At 70.1% G+C, this 15,266-nt stretch carries 14 protein-coding genes; 10 read left to right on the top strand and 4 right to left on the bottom strand.

The window, feature by feature from the left end:
- Window positions 1-35: 35 nt before the first annotated feature.
- The 3 genes from DFR41_RS24000 (at window position 36) to DFR41_RS24010 (ending at window position 3,515) form a co-directional block, all read left to right on the top strand.
- Window positions 36-299, top strand: a complete 264-nt coding sequence (locus tag DFR41_RS24000) for a type B 50S ribosomal protein L31 (protein ID WP_017762274.1) — start codon at window positions 36-38, stop codon at window positions 297-299.
- Window positions 300-438: 139 nt separating this feature from the next.
- Window positions 439-2,175: a hypothetical protein gene (locus DFR41_RS24005; protein ID WP_114804575.1), complete on the top strand. Its 1,737-nt coding sequence runs from the start codon at window positions 439-441 to the stop codon at window positions 2,173-2,175.
- Window positions 2,172-3,515, top strand: coding sequence for an MATE family efflux transporter (locus DFR41_RS24010; protein WP_114804576.1), 1,344 nt, complete (start codon window positions 2,172-2,174; stop codon window positions 3,513-3,515). The genes DFR41_RS24005 and DFR41_RS24010 overlap by 4 nt, the downstream gene beginning before the upstream one ends.
- 39 nt (window positions 3,516-3,554) lie before the next feature.
- Here the strand turns inward: DFR41_RS24010 and DFR41_RS24015 are convergent, their stop codons facing one another.
- A complete protein-coding gene (locus DFR41_RS24015; RefSeq protein ID WP_114804590.1) occupies window positions 3,555-3,977 on the bottom strand; it encodes an FKBP-type peptidyl-prolyl cis-trans isomerase in 423 nt (140 codons plus the stop codon).
- Between the two features lie 192 nt (window positions 3,978-4,169).
- Here DFR41_RS24015 and DFR41_RS24020 point away from each other — a divergent pair, with 192 nt between their 5' ends.
- From DFR41_RS24020 to DFR41_RS24035, 4 genes are all read left to right on the top strand, one after another.
- A complete protein-coding gene (locus tag DFR41_RS24020) occupies window positions 4,170-5,570 on the top strand; it encodes an ethanolamine ammonia-lyase subunit EutB (RefSeq protein ID WP_114804577.1) in 1,401 nt (466 codons plus the stop codon).
- Window positions 5,567-6,406, top strand: coding sequence for an ethanolamine ammonia-lyase subunit EutC (gene eutC, locus DFR41_RS24025; RefSeq protein WP_114804578.1), 840 nt, complete (start codon window positions 5,567-5,569; stop codon window positions 6,404-6,406). The genes DFR41_RS24020 and eutC overlap by 4 nt, the downstream gene beginning before the upstream one ends.
- A gap of 299 nt (window positions 6,407-6,705) precedes the next feature.
- On the top strand, window positions 6,706-7,320 hold the full coding sequence (locus DFR41_RS24030; protein ID WP_017760422.1) for a peroxidase-related enzyme: 615 nt from the start codon (window positions 6,706-6,708) through the stop codon (window positions 7,318-7,320).
- 83 nt (window positions 7,321-7,403) lie between these two features.
- Entirely contained in the window at window positions 7,404-8,000 is a 597-nt protein-coding gene (locus DFR41_RS24035; RefSeq protein ID WP_114804579.1) for a biliverdin-producing heme oxygenase, read from the top strand.
- Between the two features lie 43 nt (window positions 8,001-8,043).
- Here the strand turns inward: DFR41_RS24035 and DFR41_RS24040 are convergent, their stop codons facing one another.
- Entirely contained in the window at window positions 8,044-9,762 is a 1,719-nt protein-coding gene (locus DFR41_RS24040; RefSeq protein WP_114804580.1) for a phosphoethanolamine transferase, read from the bottom strand.
- A gap of 46 nt (window positions 9,763-9,808) precedes the next feature.
- Window positions 9,809-10,507: a phosphatase PAP2 family protein gene (locus DFR41_RS24045; RefSeq protein WP_114804581.1), complete on the bottom strand. Its 699-nt coding sequence runs from the start codon at window positions 10,505-10,507 to the stop codon at window positions 9,809-9,811.
- A 103-nt stretch (window positions 10,508-10,610) separates the two neighbouring features.
- Between DFR41_RS24045 and DFR41_RS24050 the strand changes: the two genes are divergently transcribed.
- A complete protein-coding gene (locus DFR41_RS24050; protein ID WP_114804582.1) occupies window positions 10,611-11,306 on the top strand; it encodes a winged helix-turn-helix domain-containing protein in 696 nt (231 codons plus the stop codon).
- Between the two features lie 116 nt (window positions 11,307-11,422).
- A complete protein-coding gene (locus DFR41_RS24055; RefSeq protein ID WP_043119133.1) occupies window positions 11,423-12,757 on the top strand; it encodes an ATP-binding protein in 1,335 nt (444 codons plus the stop codon).
- Window positions 12,758-12,759: 2 nt separating this feature from the next.
- Here the strand turns inward: DFR41_RS24055 and DFR41_RS24060 are convergent, their stop codons facing one another.
- Entirely contained in the window at window positions 12,760-13,182 is a 423-nt protein-coding gene (locus DFR41_RS24060; protein WP_017760428.1) for an acyl-CoA thioesterase, read from the bottom strand.
- Window positions 13,183-13,343: 161 nt separating this feature from the next.
- On the opposite strand from DFR41_RS24060, the gene DFR41_RS24065 reads away from it, so the two are divergent.
- Window positions 13,344-15,047 (top strand): electron transfer flavoprotein-ubiquinone oxidoreductase, encoded by a 1,704-nt coding sequence (locus DFR41_RS24065; protein ID WP_017760429.1) that lies wholly within the window; start codon window positions 13,344-13,346, stop codon window positions 15,045-15,047.
- The last annotated feature ends 219 nt before the right edge of the window (window positions 15,048-15,266 follow it).

Below are 15,266 nucleotides of genomic sequence, written 5' to 3' on the forward strand. Positions count from 1 at the left end.
CAGTGGCTCCCGCATCGACCGCTCAAGGAATCACCATGGCCAAAGAAGGCATCCACCCCGACTACCGCGAAGTCCTGTTCCTGGACCTGTCCAACGGCTTCAAGTTCGTCACCCGCTCCTGCGTGAACACGCGCGAGACGGAGACCTTCGAAGGCAAGGAATATCCCCTGTACAAGCTGGACACCTCCAGCGAGTCGCACCCCTTCTACACCGGCACCCAGAAGTCGGTGGACAACATGGGCGGCCGCGTCGAGAAGTTCCGCAACAAGTTCGGCAAGAGCGCGCTGTCCTCCAAGTAAGCCGTCTTTGCACACAGCGCCGCCCCGTGCGGTGCACCGAGGGCAGCCCGGATCTCCGTGCTGCCCTTTGTTTTTTCTCCCATGCGCCGCCCGATGATCCGGGCCGCCCGCCCTCCCGCCAGACCGTGAGCCCCGCGCATTGAGCCCTCCCAATCCCGCCATCGTTGCCCAGAACGCCGTACGCCGCCTGCCACGGGCCGCGTTGCTGCTGCTGTGCGCCGCCTACCTGATGCCCGGCCTGCTCGGCCGGGGGCCGTGGAAGAGCGCAGATGTCGCGTCCTTCGGCTACATGGCGGCGCTGGCCGAGGGCGGTGGCGGCATGGCACGCTGGCTCGATCCGCTGCTGCTCGGCCTGCGGCCGGAGATTCCGGCCCTGCTGCCGTACTGGATCGGCGCCTGGGCCATCCAGCTCTCGCCCTCATGGCTGCCGCCGGACCTGGCGGTGCGCATCGTGTTCGCGTTGATGCTGTGGTGCACCTTCACCGCCACCTGGTACGCGGTCTATTACCTGGCACGGACGCCGCGGGCCCAGCCGGTGGCCTTTGCCTTCGGCGGGGAGGCCCGGCCGACGGACTATGCGCGTGCGGTGGCCGATGGCGGGCTGCTCGCGCTGATCGCCAGCCTGGGCCTGGCCCAGCTGGGCCACGAGACCACACCGGCGCTGGCACAGCTCTTCTTTGCCTCGCTGCTGTTCTACGGCGCTGCGGCGCTGCCCTATCGGCGCGCGGCGCCCCTCACCGCCTTCGGCATCGGCACCCTGGGGCTGTCGCTGAGTGGTGCGCCCTCCATGGGCCTGATCCTGAGCGGTGGCTGCGCGGTGCTGGCCTGCCGCGAATGGCTGCTCGGCCAGCGTGAGCCCGACGGCGACGCCAGCCCGGTGTACGACCGTACCGGCGTCTTCGGCCTGGCGGCCCTGGCATTGGTCGGGGCGGCCGTGGCGGCCACCCTCGGCCAGTTCCACTGGAACCTCTCCCTGCCCGGCAGCGACCCCAACGAGCGCCTCATCGCCGAGGCGCGCGGGCTGCTCAAGCTCTTCCTGTGGTTCACCTGGCCCGCCTGGCCACTGGCGATCTGGACGCTATGGCGCTGGCGCCGGCAACTGACGGCCCGGCACGTGGCGCTGCCGCTCGGCTTCATGCTGGCGGCGTCGTTCTCGACCATCTTCACGGACTTCGGCGAACGCTCCCTGCTGATCGGCCTGCCGGCCTTCGCCACGCTGGCGGCCTTTGCGCTGCCCACTTTCCGGCGCAGCGTCTCGGCGCTGATCGACTGGTTCACCCTGCTCTTCTTCAGCGGCGTGGCGCTGTTCATCTGGGTGTACTGGATCTCGCTGCACACGGGCGTGCCCGCCAAGCCGGCGGCCAACGTCTACCGCCTGGCGCCGGGCTTCGTGCCCGACTTCTCATGGATCGGCTTCGGCCTGGCGCTGGCCGCCACCATCGCCTGGGCCTGGCTGGTGCGCTGGCGCACCGGCCGCCACCGCGCCGCGCTCTGGAAGACGATGGCCCTGCCTGCCGGCGGCGCCGCGCTGTGCTGGCTGCTGCTGATGACCCTGTGGCTGCCGCTGCTCGATTACGCCCGCAGCTACGAGCCGCAGGTGCGCGCCCTGTCGCAACGCATGGGCGCACAGCCCGGCTGCGTGGACGAGCTGGGCCTCAACCGCGCCCAGATCGCCGCGCTGCACCACCACGGCCGCATGGCGCTGCAACCGCTGGCCCACGGCAGCCAGTGCACCTGGCTGCTGGTGCATCCGGACTACCTGTTCAGCCTGCCCAACCGGGTCCGCATGACCGACTGGCATTTCGAGGGCACCTTCCGCCGGCCCACCAGCCCCAGCGACGACCTGCTGCTGTTCCGCCGACAGGCACCGCAGTGAGCGAGCGGCGCCTCATCGCCCGCCACGCCGGCACGGTGCTGGTCGGCCAGATGGCGACCATGGCCTTCGGCGTCACCGACACCGTGGTGGCCGGCCGCTTCGATCAGGAGGCGCTGGCGGCGCTGTCCATCGGTGCGGCCATCTTCATCAGCGTCTTCGTGGCGCTGACCGGCACCCTGCAGGCCCTGCTGCCGGTCTGGGCCGAGCTGCACGGCGCCGGCCGGCGCGAGGCCATGGGCCGCTCGGTGCGGCAGGCGCTGTACCTGTGCGCCGCCGCCACGGCGGTCGGCGCGACGCTGCTGCTGTCGCCCGGCCCGCTGCTGGCCTGGACCGAGGTGCCACCCGCCATGCGCGGCGCAGTCGGCCAGTACCTGGCCGTGCTGGCCGCGGCATTGCCGGCGGCGCTGCTCTTCCGCATCTACGCCACGCTGAACCAGTCCATCGGCCGGCCCAGCTTCGTCACTTGGCTGCAGGTCGGGGCACTGGCGGTCAAGGTGCCGCTGTCGATCTGGCTGACCTTCGGCGGCCTGGGCGTGCCGGCGCTGGGCCTGATGGGTTGCGCGCTCGCCACGCTGACCGTCAACTGGCTGATGCTGGCCGTCGCGGTGCTGATGCTGCGCCACCGACCCGAATACCAGCCCTATCGCCTCTGGCGCCGGCCCGAGCGGCCGGACTGGCCGCAACTGGGCACTTTCGCCCGGCTTGGCGTGCCGGCAGGACTGTCGGTGATGGTCGAGGTGAGCTCCTTCACCTTCATGGCGCTGTTCATCGCCCGCCTGGGCAGCACGGCCACGGCCGCGCACCAGATCGCGTCCAACCTCACGGCCGTCGCGTATATGGTGCCGCTGTCGCTGGGCCTGGCCACCAGCGCCCGGGTCGGTTACTGGATGGGTGCCGGGCGGCCGGACCAGGCGCGGCGCGCCTGCTGGCAGGGTCTGGGCATGGCGGTGCTGGGCGCATTGATGGTGGCCGGCTTGCTGTTGGCCTTGCGCGGCACCATCGTCCAGTTCTACACGCGGGAGGCCGCGGTGGCCCATCTGGCCGCGGGGCTGCTGGTGGCCTGCGCCGCCTACCACCTGGCGGACGCGACGCAGACGCTGTGCATCTTCGTGCTGCGCTGCTTCCGCATCACGGTCGCGCCACTGCTGGTGTACTGCGCCTTGCTGTGGGGCGTGGGGCTGGGCGGCGGCTACCGGCTGGCCTACCACGGCCTCGGGCCCTGGCCGGCGCAGCATTCGCCGCTGGCGTTCTGGATCATGGCGGCGGCCGCCTTGGGCGCCGCGGCCTTGATCCTGCTGGCCCTGCTGCGCATCGCCGTGAGCCGGGCGGTCGGTCGTTAGGCCGGCGCCGCGTCAGTCCGCCTGGCCGGCCGGCGGGGCTCAGCGGCCCTGGATGCCCAGCAGTTCCACCTCGAAGTTCAACGTCGCATTCGGCGGAATCACGCCGCCCGCGCCGCGGCTTCCGTAGGCGATGGCCGGCGGGCACACCAGCTTGGCCTTGCCGCCCACCTTCATCTTCTGCAGGCCCTCGGTCCAGCACGGAATCACGCGGTTGAGCGGGAACTCGGCCGGCTGGTTGCGGGCATAGGAGCTGTCGAATTCCTTGCCGCTGTCCGGGAAGGTGCCGCGGTAGTGCACGCGCACCGTGTCGGTGGCGGATGGGCTGGGGCCGGTGCCCTCCTTGACGCTCTGGTAGACCAGCCCGCTGGGCGTGGTGACGGCAGCGCCCTGGGCGTGAACAGCGCCACTGGCGAAGAGAAGGATGGCGGCAGCGGCGCCAAGGGCACGCGAAACGATGGTCATGGGCTCTCCCGAGGTGGAAAAGCGGCGGATCATAAGCGGCGCCCCTGGCGCTCTCTGCGCCCCCGCCGCAGCAGGTCGGGCCGCGCGCGGGCCCGGAACCTGCATCGCTTGTCCTACCCGGCAGCCGGGCGGCGAGCGCGATCATGCGTCGGTCTCCCGCCACGGCCGGCCCCTCGCCCACCGACACCGCCCATGCGCTACCGCACGACGATCCAGCATCAGGTCTTCGACTTCGACGATCTCCGCCAAGTGATGGCCTGCGCCAGCCCGGCGCGCTCGGGCGACTACCTGGCCGGGGTCGGCGCCGCGACCGCGCAGCAACGCATGGCGGCACGGCATGTGCTGGCCGACACGCCGCTCAGGCAGTTCCTCAGCGAGGCATTGGTGCCCTACGAAGAGGACAACATCACGCGGTTGATCCTCGACGGCCATGACGCCGCCGCCTTCGCACCGGTCGCGCATCGCACCGTGGGCGATTTCCGCAACTGGCTGCTGTCCGATGCGGCGGACGCCGCGGCGCTGACCGCGCTGGCGCCCGGGCTCACGCCGGAGATGGTGGCTGCCGTCTCCAAGATCATGCGCAACCAGGACCTGATCGCCGTGGCCCGCAAGTGCCAGGTCACGACCCGCTTCCGCAACACCCTCGGACTGCCCGGCCACCTGGCCGTCCGGCTGCAGCCCAACCATCCGACCGACGATCTGCGGGGGATCGCCGCCTCCACGCTGGACGGCCTGCTCTATGGCGCGGGCGATGCGGTGATCGGCGTCAACCCCGTCTCGGACAGCTTGCCGGTGCTCGAGCGGCTGCAGCACATGCTGGCCGAGGTCATCGAGCGCTTCGCCATTCCCACCCAGAGCTGCGTGCTGACGCATGTGACCAACACGATGAAGCTGATGGAGCGCGGCGCGCCGGTAGATCTGGTCTTCCAGTCCATCGCCGGCACCGAGAAGGCCAACCTCTCCTTCGGCGTGACGCCCGAACTGCTGGACGAGGCCTGCGAGGCCGCCCGCGCATTGGGCCGCGGCACGCTGGGCGACAACGTCATGTACTTCGAGACCGGCCAGGGCAGCGCGCTCTCGGCCAACGCGCACCATGGGGTCGACCAGCAGACCTGCGAGGCGCGGGCCTATGCGCTGGCGCGCCGCTACCGGCCGCTGCTGATCAACACCGTCGTGGGCTTCATCGGGCCGGAGTACCTGTTCGACGGCAAGCAGATCATCCGCGCCGGCCTGGAAGACCACTTCTGCGGCAAGCTGCTGGGCCTGCCCATCGGCTGCGACGTCTGCTACACCAACCATGCGGAGGCCGATCAGGACGACATGGACACGCTGCTGGTGCTGCTGGCCACGGCCGGCCTCACCTTCCTGATCGGCGTGCCGGGGGCGGACGACGTGATGCTCAACTACCAGAGCACGTCCTTCCACGACGCCCTGTTCCTGCGCGACACCCTCGGACTGGCGCGCGCGCCCGAGTTCGAGGCCTGGCTGCAGCGCATGGGCATCACCGGCGCCGATGGCCGGCTGCAGCCAGGCAGTGCACCGGCGCTGCAGCAGGGCATGGCGCGGCTGCGCCTTCTGGGAGCCTCCGCATGAACGCCCTTCCGACCGATCCGGTCCAGGCCGGCACAGGAAACGCCCCGGCAGAAGACTGTTCCTCCCCGCCCGTGACGCCCGACCCCTGGCTGGCCTGGCGCGCCGTCACGCCCGCCCGGCTGGCCCTCGGCCGCGCCGGAAGTGGCATGCCCACCGACGAGACGCTGCGCTTCGGCTGGGCGCATGCCATGGCGCGCGATGCCATCCATGCGGCGCTGGACGCCGACGCGCTGGCCCGATCGCTCGAAGAAGACGGCTGGTCCGTCCTGCGGGCCCGCAGCCAGGCGCCCGACCGGGCCACCTACCTGCGCCGACCCGACCTCGGGCGCAGCCTGTACCCGGCCGACGCCGAGGCCCTGCGCGGGCGTCCGGAAAGGGGATGCGATCTCTGCCTGGTGGTGGGCGACGGCCTGTCGTCGCTGGCCATCGAGCGCCACGCGCGGCCGCTCCTTGCCGCCCTTCGCGCGCAACTGCCCGCCGACCTGCGCATCGCGCCCATCGTCGTGGCCACGCAGGCGCGCGTCGCATTGGCCGACGAGGTGGGCGAGGCCCTGGGCGCGCGCCTCGGCGCGATCCTGATCGGCGAGCGGCCCGGCCTTTCCAGCCCGGACAGCCTGGGCGTCTACCTCACCCACGAACCGCGACGCGGGCGTCACGATGCGCAGCGCAACTGCATCTCGAATGTGCGGCCGGAAGGCCTGGGCTACGAGGCGGCCGCTTTCAAACTCGGCTGGCTGGTGCGCGAAGCGCTGCGCCGCGGCCTGACCGGCGTTCAGCTCAAGGACGAGAGCGACGACGCGGTGCTCGACGACGACCGCCCGCCGCGCATCGACTGACGCCGGGCTTCGCCCGGCGCGTCAGCGCAGCAGGCTCAGGCCATGCGCGATGCCGACGGCAAGGCCGCCGGCATTGATGAAGAGACCGAGGAGGCGACGGGGAGCGGTGATGGCGGTGTTCATGGACGTCAATGCTAGGCAGCAGGTCCTTCGCTGTGAATTCGAACGTCCTCATCGCAGCCATAGCCAACGCCGCAGGCCCTGCGCTCGGCGCCACCCGCGCGACCGCGCCGCACGTCTGCGCTGCCTATGATCGAACGCTGGACCACCCAGCCCCAACGAGACAGGAGACATCCACCATGAGCCAACGCTATCCGCTCGCCGAACTCGACCAGGTGCCCGAAGACATCCGCGCCCGCATCCTGGCCGTGCAGGAGAAGGCGGGCTTCGTGCCCAACGTCTTCCTGGCGCTGGCCCGCCGCCCTGCCGAATGGCGCGCCTTCTTCGCCTACCACGATGCGCTGATGGAGCCCGAGAGCGTGGGCCGCGCCAGCGCGCTCAGCAAGGGCGACCGCGAGATGATCGTCACCACCACCAGCGCGGCCAACCAGTGCCTCTACTGCGTGGTGGCCCACGGCGCGCTGCTGCGCATCTACGAGAAGAAGCCGCTCGTGGCCGACCAGGTGGCGGTCAACTGGCGCAAGGCCGACATCTCCGAGCGCCAGCGCGCCATGCTGGCCTTCGCGATGAAGGTGTGCGAACGGTCGCACGAGGTCGACGAGGCCGACTTCGCCGCTCTGCATGCCCACGGCTTCGACGACGAGGACATCTGGGACATCGCCGCCATCACCGCCTTCTTCGGCCTGTCGAACCGCCTCGCCAGCTTCAGCGGCATGCAGCCGAATCCGGAGTTCTTCCTGATGGGTCGGGTGCCACGCGAGAAGCCGGCCGACAAGCCCGCACGGCGGGGGTGAGATGGCCGCGTGCCTATGATGGCCGGCTGCCTTCCCTGTCCTCCATGATTCCTGCGCCTCCCCCCGCTCCAGCCGCTTCCCCATTGGCCGCAGCCACCGACCCATTGCAGCGCCTGCGCGACGCGACGTCGGCCCTGCACGCCCGGCTCGACACCGGATTGCCCGTCGCACGCGAGGGTGCCGGCCCCGCCGACTACCTGCGGCACCTTGCCCTGCTGCGCGGCTGGGTCGGCGCTCTCGAGGAATCGGGTGCCCGCGGCCCGCGCCTGGCGGCGGAGCGAGACGCCCTGGAGGCGGAATTGGCCGGCTGCCAGCAGCGGCTGGGTCTGCAGGCGCCGCGCATCGCGCTGGCGGCGACACCTGATCCCGTCTTCCAGGCCGACGGTGCGGAATGGGGACTGGCCTATGTGCTGGAAGGCTCCCGCCTGGGCGGCCAGGTGCTGCACAAGCGGCTGGCGCCGGCCATGGCGCCCCTGTCGCTGGACTACCTGCGCGGCGCAGGCTCCGCCACGGGTGCGCGGTGGAAGCACTTCGTCGCCGAGCTCCAGACCGCACTGCAAGGCGCCGCCCGGCAGGACGCCGCTTCTGCGGCTGCGCGGCGCGCCTTCGAACTCCTGCTGCGGTGCCACGAGGCGCTGCAGACCGCCTGGCCCGAACGGGCCTGCGCTGCTCGCGGCTGAAGAGGCCCACTGGTAACCCCAGGGCGAGGCCGCCCTGGAGGAATCAACCGGCCGACGCCTGCCGGCACCCTTCGAAGGCGTCCAGTGCGGGCTTGTAGGTGGGGCTCTTCACGTCCACCAGGCCCATGACGGTGTGATAGAGGTTGTCGTGCGTCAGCGGCATGTCCACCGACTTGCGCAGGCAGGCGTCCTGCACACCGGTGCGCCCACCGAGCCCGCCATCGAGCCAGGCCACGAAGGGCACATGCTTCTGCACGTCCGGCGCAAAGGCGTAGGGCACGCCGTGCAGGAAAAGGCCGTACTCGCCCAGCGATTCGCCATGGTCGCTGAGGTAGAGCATGCCCGTGTCGAAGCGGCTGCGGCGGGCCTGGAGCCAGTCGATGGCCTCCCCCAGGAAGCGGTCCGTGTGCGCGATCGAGTTGTCGTAGGCATTGATCAGCTCGCTGTGCGCGCAGTCGGACAGCGTCACCGTGCGGCACTCGGGCTGGAAGGGCTTGCCGTCCGGCGGCGAGCGGCGGAAGTAGGCGGGGCCGTGGCTGCCGATCTGGTGCATCACCAGCACCACACCGCGCGCCACGCGCTCGGGCGGCAAGGCGGCGATGCGCGCGTCCAGGCCCTTGAGCATCACGTCGTCCAGGCATTCGTCGCCGCTGCACAGCGTGGGGTTGGCCGCAATCTCCTTGGCGTCGTTGGCCTCGACATGGGGCACGCGTTCGCACACGCCCTTGCAGCCCGACTGGTTGTCGATCCAGAGCACGGCCAGCCCGGCACCCTGCACCACGTCGAGCAGGTTCTCGTAGTCCTGCTTGCGGCCTTCGTAGCCCTGCTTGCCCAGGTGCGAGAACATGCAGGGCACGGACGCCGCGGTGTTGGTGCCGCAGGAGCGCATGTCGTGGAAGCTCACCACCTTGCGCGCCTTGAGCTCGGGCGTGGTGTCGCGGGCATAGCCGTTGATTCCGAAGTGGTCGGCGCGCGCTGTCTCGCCCACCACCAGCAACAGCAGGCGCGGGCGGCTCTGCCCCGCATAGCTGGCACCCAGCGCCGCGCCACCGGAAATCGGCACCAGCTTGCGGCTGCGATGCAGCAAGGGCCGCGTGGCCGCCATGCCGAAGGAATACACGCTGGCCAGCGGATTCATCATGTAGCGCAGATGGGGCTGGTTGCGCATGAGCGGTGCCAGTTGCCGCGACATGAGCATGCCGCCGCCCACGGTCGTGGCCACTGCCGCGACAAACAGCACCGCATTGCGCCACAGCGCACGCAGCGGCCGCTGCGGGATCACCGGCACGCACCAGAGCCACCAGATCGCGGGCACCGCCACGGCCAGCACCCGCAGCGCCATCGTCAGGCTGAGCAGATCGCGCGCCTCGCCCGGATCGGTCTGCAGCACGTTGAGCGCCATGGACGGGTCCATCACCATCCGGTAGGTGGCCATGTAGTGCTGCACCACCGCGGCCACCACCACCAGCAACATCCACAGCGGCTTCATGAAGCGCGACCAGGCCGTGAGCGACAGCAGCGCCACCAGGCCCCCTCCCAGCAGCCAGGCCATGCCGACGATGTTGGGCATGTAGAGGCTGGGGGCGCGGCCGAGCTCCGCGAGTTCCATCCACAGCGGCCAGTTGGCGGCCAGCAGCAGGTAGGCGGTGAGCACCAGGACGATCGTGCGCGGCGAGCGCGCCCGCAGCAGCCAGCCGCGGGGACCCGCAAAGTCGGGCACGGAATACGCGCCCAGACGCGGCGCGGGAGAGATCAACGGCATGCCGACAGCGTAGGTGTCGGCACTGAAGTCACCCTGAACCTCTTCTTCAGACTGCGTTCAGTTTGGCGTCAGTTGCGCGCCGGCGCCGGCCCGTCATGGCCATGTCCACTGCCCAGCCGGCCATCCAGCATGCCCAGCCGCTCCACAGCGTGTGGCTGAAAAAGTGCGCGCCACGCAGCTGCTGGCCGACGCCCAGCATCAGGCCGGCCACGACGGCCGCGAGGAGCCATCCGCGGGCGAATGCCGGCGAATGCCGCCGCCACACGAACCAGCCGCCGACGAAGCCGAAGGCTGCCGAGGCATGGCCCGCCGGAAAGCAGTGCCCCGGCCCGCCATCGGCCACGCCCCAGCGCCAGTGCGAGACATGCTCGGCCACACCGCCGAAGACGCGCAGGTCCCAGGGGCAGCTGGTCAGGCTGAACTTCTTGAGCAGGGTGACGGCGCCGACCGCCCCCAGCACCGACAGCACCAGCTGCCAGCGCTCGGGGCGCGACAGCCGGCGCCAGGGGCCCATGGGCAACCACACGGCAGCCAGCATCCCCAGCACCAGGACCCAGCTGAGCGCCTTGCCGCCTTCGTGCATCAGGCTGGCCAGTGCCCAGTTGCTGCGCAGCGGAAAACCGAAGGGCGTGCCCGGCAGGCTGGCCAGCCACAGGTCGCCACCCCCCAGGTCCCAGCCGACGAGGGCCGCGGTGACAGCCAGTGTTGGCCAGAGGGGGGAAACGGAACGGGAAGACGCATCCATGGGCGGCGCGCAGCCTAAGCCCAGGCCGTGAATGCAGCCTGAAGCGGCCCACCTCGGCGGCGGGCACCGACCCCGGACGGTGCCCCGCACTAGACTCCGCCCCATGCGCATCCTTCTCGTCGAAGACGACCTCAACCTCGCCGACGCCGTCTGCAGCTACCTGCGTGCGAAGGCCTTCATCGTCGACGCGGTGCCCAGTCTGGCGGGCGCGCGCGCGGCGCTGGCCAGCGCGCGCTATGCCGCGGTGCTGCTCGACCTGCACCTGGGCGACGGCGACGGGCTGATGCTCATGCCCGGCCTGCGCACCCTGCCCGAGCGACCCATCGTTATCGTGCTGACGGCACGCGACCAGGTCAGCGACCGCATCCGGGGCCTGGATGCCGGCGCCGACGACTACCTGACCAAGCCCTACGACCCCGCCGAGCTGCTGGCCCGGCTGCGCGCCGTGGAGCGCCGGCGCAGCAGCGTCGAATCGGCCACCGTGCGCCTGGGCTCGCTCGAGATCGACCTGGGCAACGACCAGGTCCGCGTGCACGGCGCGCCGGTCACGCTCACGCAAAAGGAATGGGCGCTGCTGCGCGTGATGGCCAGCCGCCCCGACCGCATCCACAGCCGCGAGACCCTGCTCGATGCGCTGTACGGCTTCGACGACGACACCGACAGCAACACCCTGGAGGTCTTCGTCAGCCGGCTGCGCCGCAAGCTCGGCCGATCGCACATCCAGACCTTGCGGGGCCTCGGCTACCGCCTGGTTCCAGGAGATGACGCGCCCGATGCCGGGCCGGAGACGGGCGCGTGACGACCCGCCCGGCCGCTGCCGAGGGCACTTTCACGCCGGGCGATGCCGTCAATGGCGAGCGGCGGGTTCGCACCGTCGCCGTGGCGGGCGCTCGCGCCGGCAGTGACACCGAAGGCATGCACAAGCCCGGGCGCACATCGCTGGCCGCCCGCCTCACGCGCACACTGATCCTCTCCGTCGGCGCCATCTGGCTTCTGTGCGTGCTGGCCGTCGTCTGGTATGTGGACCGGGAGATCAGCTTCAACTTCGACAACGAACTGGTCGAGGTGTCGCACCGCATGTTCGACATCGCCGTGGAGCAGTACGACAGCCTCTCCGGCGGCAAGAAGCCCGAGCAGCCGCTGGTGGCGCCCGCACCGCTGTTCATCCAGGACGAAGTGGTCTACCAGATGGTCGATGGCGGCACGCGCCTGCTGCTGCATTCGTCCAACGCACGGCCCGACTACTTCGACGTGCCGCTCGCGCCGGGCTTTGCCGACACGCCGGACTGGCGCATCTACACCGTCCGGCATCCCACGCGCGACCTCTACCTGCAGGTGGCCGATCCGATCTCCGAACGGCGCGAGGCGGTGGACCGCACGCTGTTCGGCCTGATGGTGCCGCTGATCACCGCCCTGCCGCTGCTGGGGCTCGTGCTCTGGCGCATCGCCCGGCACGAACTGCGGCCGTTGCAGACGCTGGCGGACGAGATTGCCAGCCGCAGCAGCACCGACCTGCGGCCCATCGAGCTGGCGGGCCTGCCGCACGAGCTGCGTTCGGTGTGCGACGACGTCAACCACCTGCTGGAGCGGCTGGCCCAGGCCCTGAACGTGGAGCGCGCGCTGGCCGCCAATGCGGCGCACGAGTTGCGCACGCCGTTGGCGGCGGCCCGCCTGCGCCTGCAGACCGCGCTGGACCACGGCCTCTCGCGCCAGGACGTGCAGGCTGCGCTCGATTCGCTGCGGCAGCTGAGTCACCGGGCCGAGAAGCTGCTGCAGCTCTCGCGCGCCGAATCGGGGGCTGCGCTGGCACGGCGGCCGGTCGACCTGGTCAAGCTGGCCGGTGCGGTGGCCGAGGAGTTCTGGCAGGACGCGCGCGCCGCCGAGCGGCTCACCCTGCATGTGCCCGAGGAAACGATGTCCCCCGTCCAGGGCGACGTGGACGCCCTGGCCATCGGCCTGCGCAACCTGATCGAGAACGCGCTGCGGTACGCCCCCGAGGGCGCGGTCGAACTCGAAGTGGTCGCGCCCCGCACGGTGCTGGTGCGCGACAGCGGCCCAGGCGTGGCGCCCGACAAGCTGCAGGCCCTGCGCGAGCGCCACGTCCGGCAGACCGACGACCGCACCGGCTACGGCCTGGGCCTGTCCATCGTCACCACGATCGCCGAGCACCAGGGGGCCGAGCTGCAACTCCTGTCGCCGCCCCCCGGCCGCGCACGCGGCTTCGAGGCGCGACTGTCGATGCCGGGCTGAACTCAGCCGCCGACCAGGGCGCGCAGCCAGTCCGGCAGGGGCTTGGCCTTCTGCGCCGGAAAGTCCACCCAGATGGTCGTGGCGCCACCTGCGGCGCAGATCACGTCGGGTGCCTCGGCGCGGGCCATGGTGGCCCAGCTCTCGAAGGTGGTGCGCGCCGGGTCGCTCACGTACATGCGCAGCAACACGTCACCGGGGTACTCGATCTGGCGGTAGAAGTTGCAGAAGGCATTGACGATCACCATGCCCTCCCCCTTCGGATCGGGCTGGAAGCCGATGGAACGCATCCAGTCGATGCGGGCCGTCTCCATGTAGCGGAAATAGGTGCCGTTGTTGAGGTGGCCCATGGCGTCCATGTCGCCCCAGCGGATGGGGATGGTCATCTCGTAGACCAGCTTCTTCTGTTCGGGTATCTCGATGCGCATGGCGTGGCATCGTAGGCCCGTCCGGGGGCCCATCAGGAGCGGTATCTCCCCGGGCTGGCGTCGCCTATGTGACCAGGGCCTGACCTCTAGAATGCGCAGTGCTTCACAGGCGCGCCAGCCCATGGCCGCGCCCCCTCGAACCCATCCTCCGATCCCACCCGATGACACAAGAAGAGATCCTCGCCCAGTTCGGCCCGCGCGAAGCCATGGAGTACGACGTCGTCGTGGTCGGCGGCGGCCCTGCCGGCCTCTCGGCCGCCATCCGCCTCAAGCAGCTCGCCGCGCTCAACGACAAGGAGATCTCGGTCGTCGTGCTGGAAAAGGGCTCGGAGCCCGGCGCGCACATCCTCTCGGGCGCCATCATGGACCCGCGCGCGCTCACCGAGCTGATCCCCGACTGGCAGGCCAAGGGCGCGCCGCTGAACCAGCCGGTCACCGCCGACACCTTCCTGCTCATGAGCGAAACGGGCGCCACCCGCGTGCCCAACTTCATGCTGCCGCCCAACTTCCACAACGAGGGCAACTACATCGTCAGCCTGGGCAACGTGGTGCGCTGGCTTGCGACGCAGGCCGAGGAGCTGGGCGTGGAAATCTTCCCGGGCTTTCCGGCCGCCGAGGTGCTCTACAACGACGATGGTTCCGTCAAGGGCGTGGCCACCGGCAACCTGGGCATCGGCAAGGACGGCGAGCCGACCGAGAACTTCCAGCTCGGCATGGAGCTGCATGCCAAGTACACGCTGTTCGCCGAAGGCGCGCGCGGCCACCTGGGCCGGCAGTTGATCAACCGCTTCAAGCTCGACGACGGCCGCGACCCGCAGAGCTACGGCATCGGCATCAAGGAACTGTGGGAGATCGACCCCGCCCGCCACGAGCCCGGCCTGGCGATCCACACCGCCGGCTGGCCGCTGCCCAATGACACCTACGGCGGCTCCTTCGTCTACCACGCCGAGAACAACCAGCTGATCATCGGCTACGTGGTGGGCCTGGACTACCAGAACCCGCACATGAGCCCCTTCGAGGAGTTCCAGCGCTTCAAGACGCATCCGAACATCCGCTGGTACCTCGAAGGCCAGGACCAGGGCCTGAAGCCCGCCAAGCGCATCTCGTACGGTGCACGGGCCATCACGGCCGGTGGCCTGCTGTCGCTGCCCAAGACCGTGTTCCCGGGCGGCGCGCTGATCGGCTGCGAGGCCGGCTACCTCAACGCCAGCCGCATCAAGGGCAGCCATGCCGCCATCAAGACCGGCATGCTGGCGGCCGATGCCGCCTTCGAGGCTGTGCAGGCCGGCCGCCAGTTCGACGAACTGTCGTCCTACCCGGAGGCCTTCGAGAAGAGCTGGCTGCACAGCGAGCTGTACAAGGCCCGCAACTTCAAGCAGTGGTTCAAGAAGGGCCTGACGGTGGGCACGGTGATGACGGGCATCGAGCAGTTCGTGCTGCGCGGCCACATCCCCTGGACCATCCACCGCACCGAGGCTGACCATGCGCGCCTGAAGCCGGCGGCCGAGTGCAAGAAGATCGTCTATCCCAAGCCCGACGGCAAGCTCACCTTCGACCGCCTGAGTTCGGTGTTCATCAGCAACACCAACCACGAAGAGAACCAGCCGGCGCACCTGACGCTGAAGGACCCGACGGTACCCACGCGCATCAACCTGCCCGAGTACGCCGGCCCCGAGAGCCGCTACTGCCCGGCGGGCGTGTACGAATTCGTGCCGGACGAGGCGGCGGGCGGCGGCAAGGAGCGGCTACAGATCAACGCGCAGAACTGCGTGCACTGCAAGACCTGCGACATCAAGGACCCGACGCAGAACATCGTGTGGGTCACGCCCGAGGGCGGCGGCGGCCCGAACTACACGGGCATGTAAGCAGCAAGGGCGCCATCGGCGCCCTTCTTCTTTGTGCGCCCAGCATGGGCGCACTCTTGCGGGTGCAAGTCCCGCCGTAAGTTGATCACGACGAACGAAGTGAAGCGCAACTGCACGAGGGCGACGAGTGTGGGGAGGAAGCGTGGAGCGAAGCTGCGAGCCGATGAACAAGAACCGGATAGAAGGCAGTGCCGAGCAGGGCGAGTGGGCAAAGAGCCA

The sequence above is a fragment of the Pseudacidovorax intermedius genome (assembly GCF_003350475.1).
Lineage (GTDB): Bacteria > Pseudomonadota > Gammaproteobacteria > Burkholderiales > Burkholderiaceae_C > Xenophilus > Xenophilus intermedius.

Excerpts from the sequence above, each read along its gene's own strand:
- DFR41_RS24040 (WP_114804580.1), bottom strand. The coding sequence starts at position 9,762 with ATGCCGTTGATCTCTCCCGCGCCGCGTCTGGGCGCGTATTCCGTGCCC.
- DFR41_RS24030 (WP_017760422.1), top strand. The coding sequence starts at position 6,706 with ATGAGCCAACGCTATCCGCTCGCCGAACTCGACCAGGTGCCCGAAGAC.
- DFR41_RS24020 (WP_114804577.1), top strand. The coding sequence starts at position 4,170 with ATGCGCTACCGCACGACGATCCAGCATCAGGTCTTCGACTTCGACGAT.
- eutC (WP_114804578.1), top strand. The coding sequence starts at position 5,567 with ATGAACGCCCTTCCGACCGATCCGGTCCAGGCCGGCACAGGAAACGCC.
- DFR41_RS24000 (WP_017762274.1), top strand. The coding sequence starts at position 36 with ATGGCCAAAGAAGGCATCCACCCCGACTACCGCGAAGTCCTGTTCCTG.
- DFR41_RS24015 (WP_114804590.1), bottom strand. The coding sequence starts at position 3,977 with ATGACCATCGTTTCGCGTGCCCTTGGCGCCGCTGCCGCCATCCTTCTC.
- DFR41_RS24050 (WP_114804582.1), top strand. The coding sequence starts at position 10,611 with ATGCGCATCCTTCTCGTCGAAGACGACCTCAACCTCGCCGACGCCGTC.
- DFR41_RS24055 (WP_043119133.1), top strand. The coding sequence starts at position 11,423 with ATGCACAAGCCCGGGCGCACATCGCTGGCCGCCCGCCTCACGCGCACA.
- DFR41_RS24065 (WP_017760429.1), top strand. The coding sequence starts at position 13,344 with ATGACACAAGAAGAGATCCTCGCCCAGTTCGGCCCGCGCGAAGCCATG.
- DFR41_RS24045 (WP_114804581.1), bottom strand. The coding sequence starts at position 10,507 with ATGGATGCGTCTTCCCGTTCCGTTTCCCCCCTCTGGCCAACACTGGCT.
- DFR41_RS24060 (WP_017760428.1), bottom strand. The coding sequence starts at position 13,182 with ATGCGCATCGAGATACCCGAACAGAAGAAGCTGGTCTACGAGATGACC.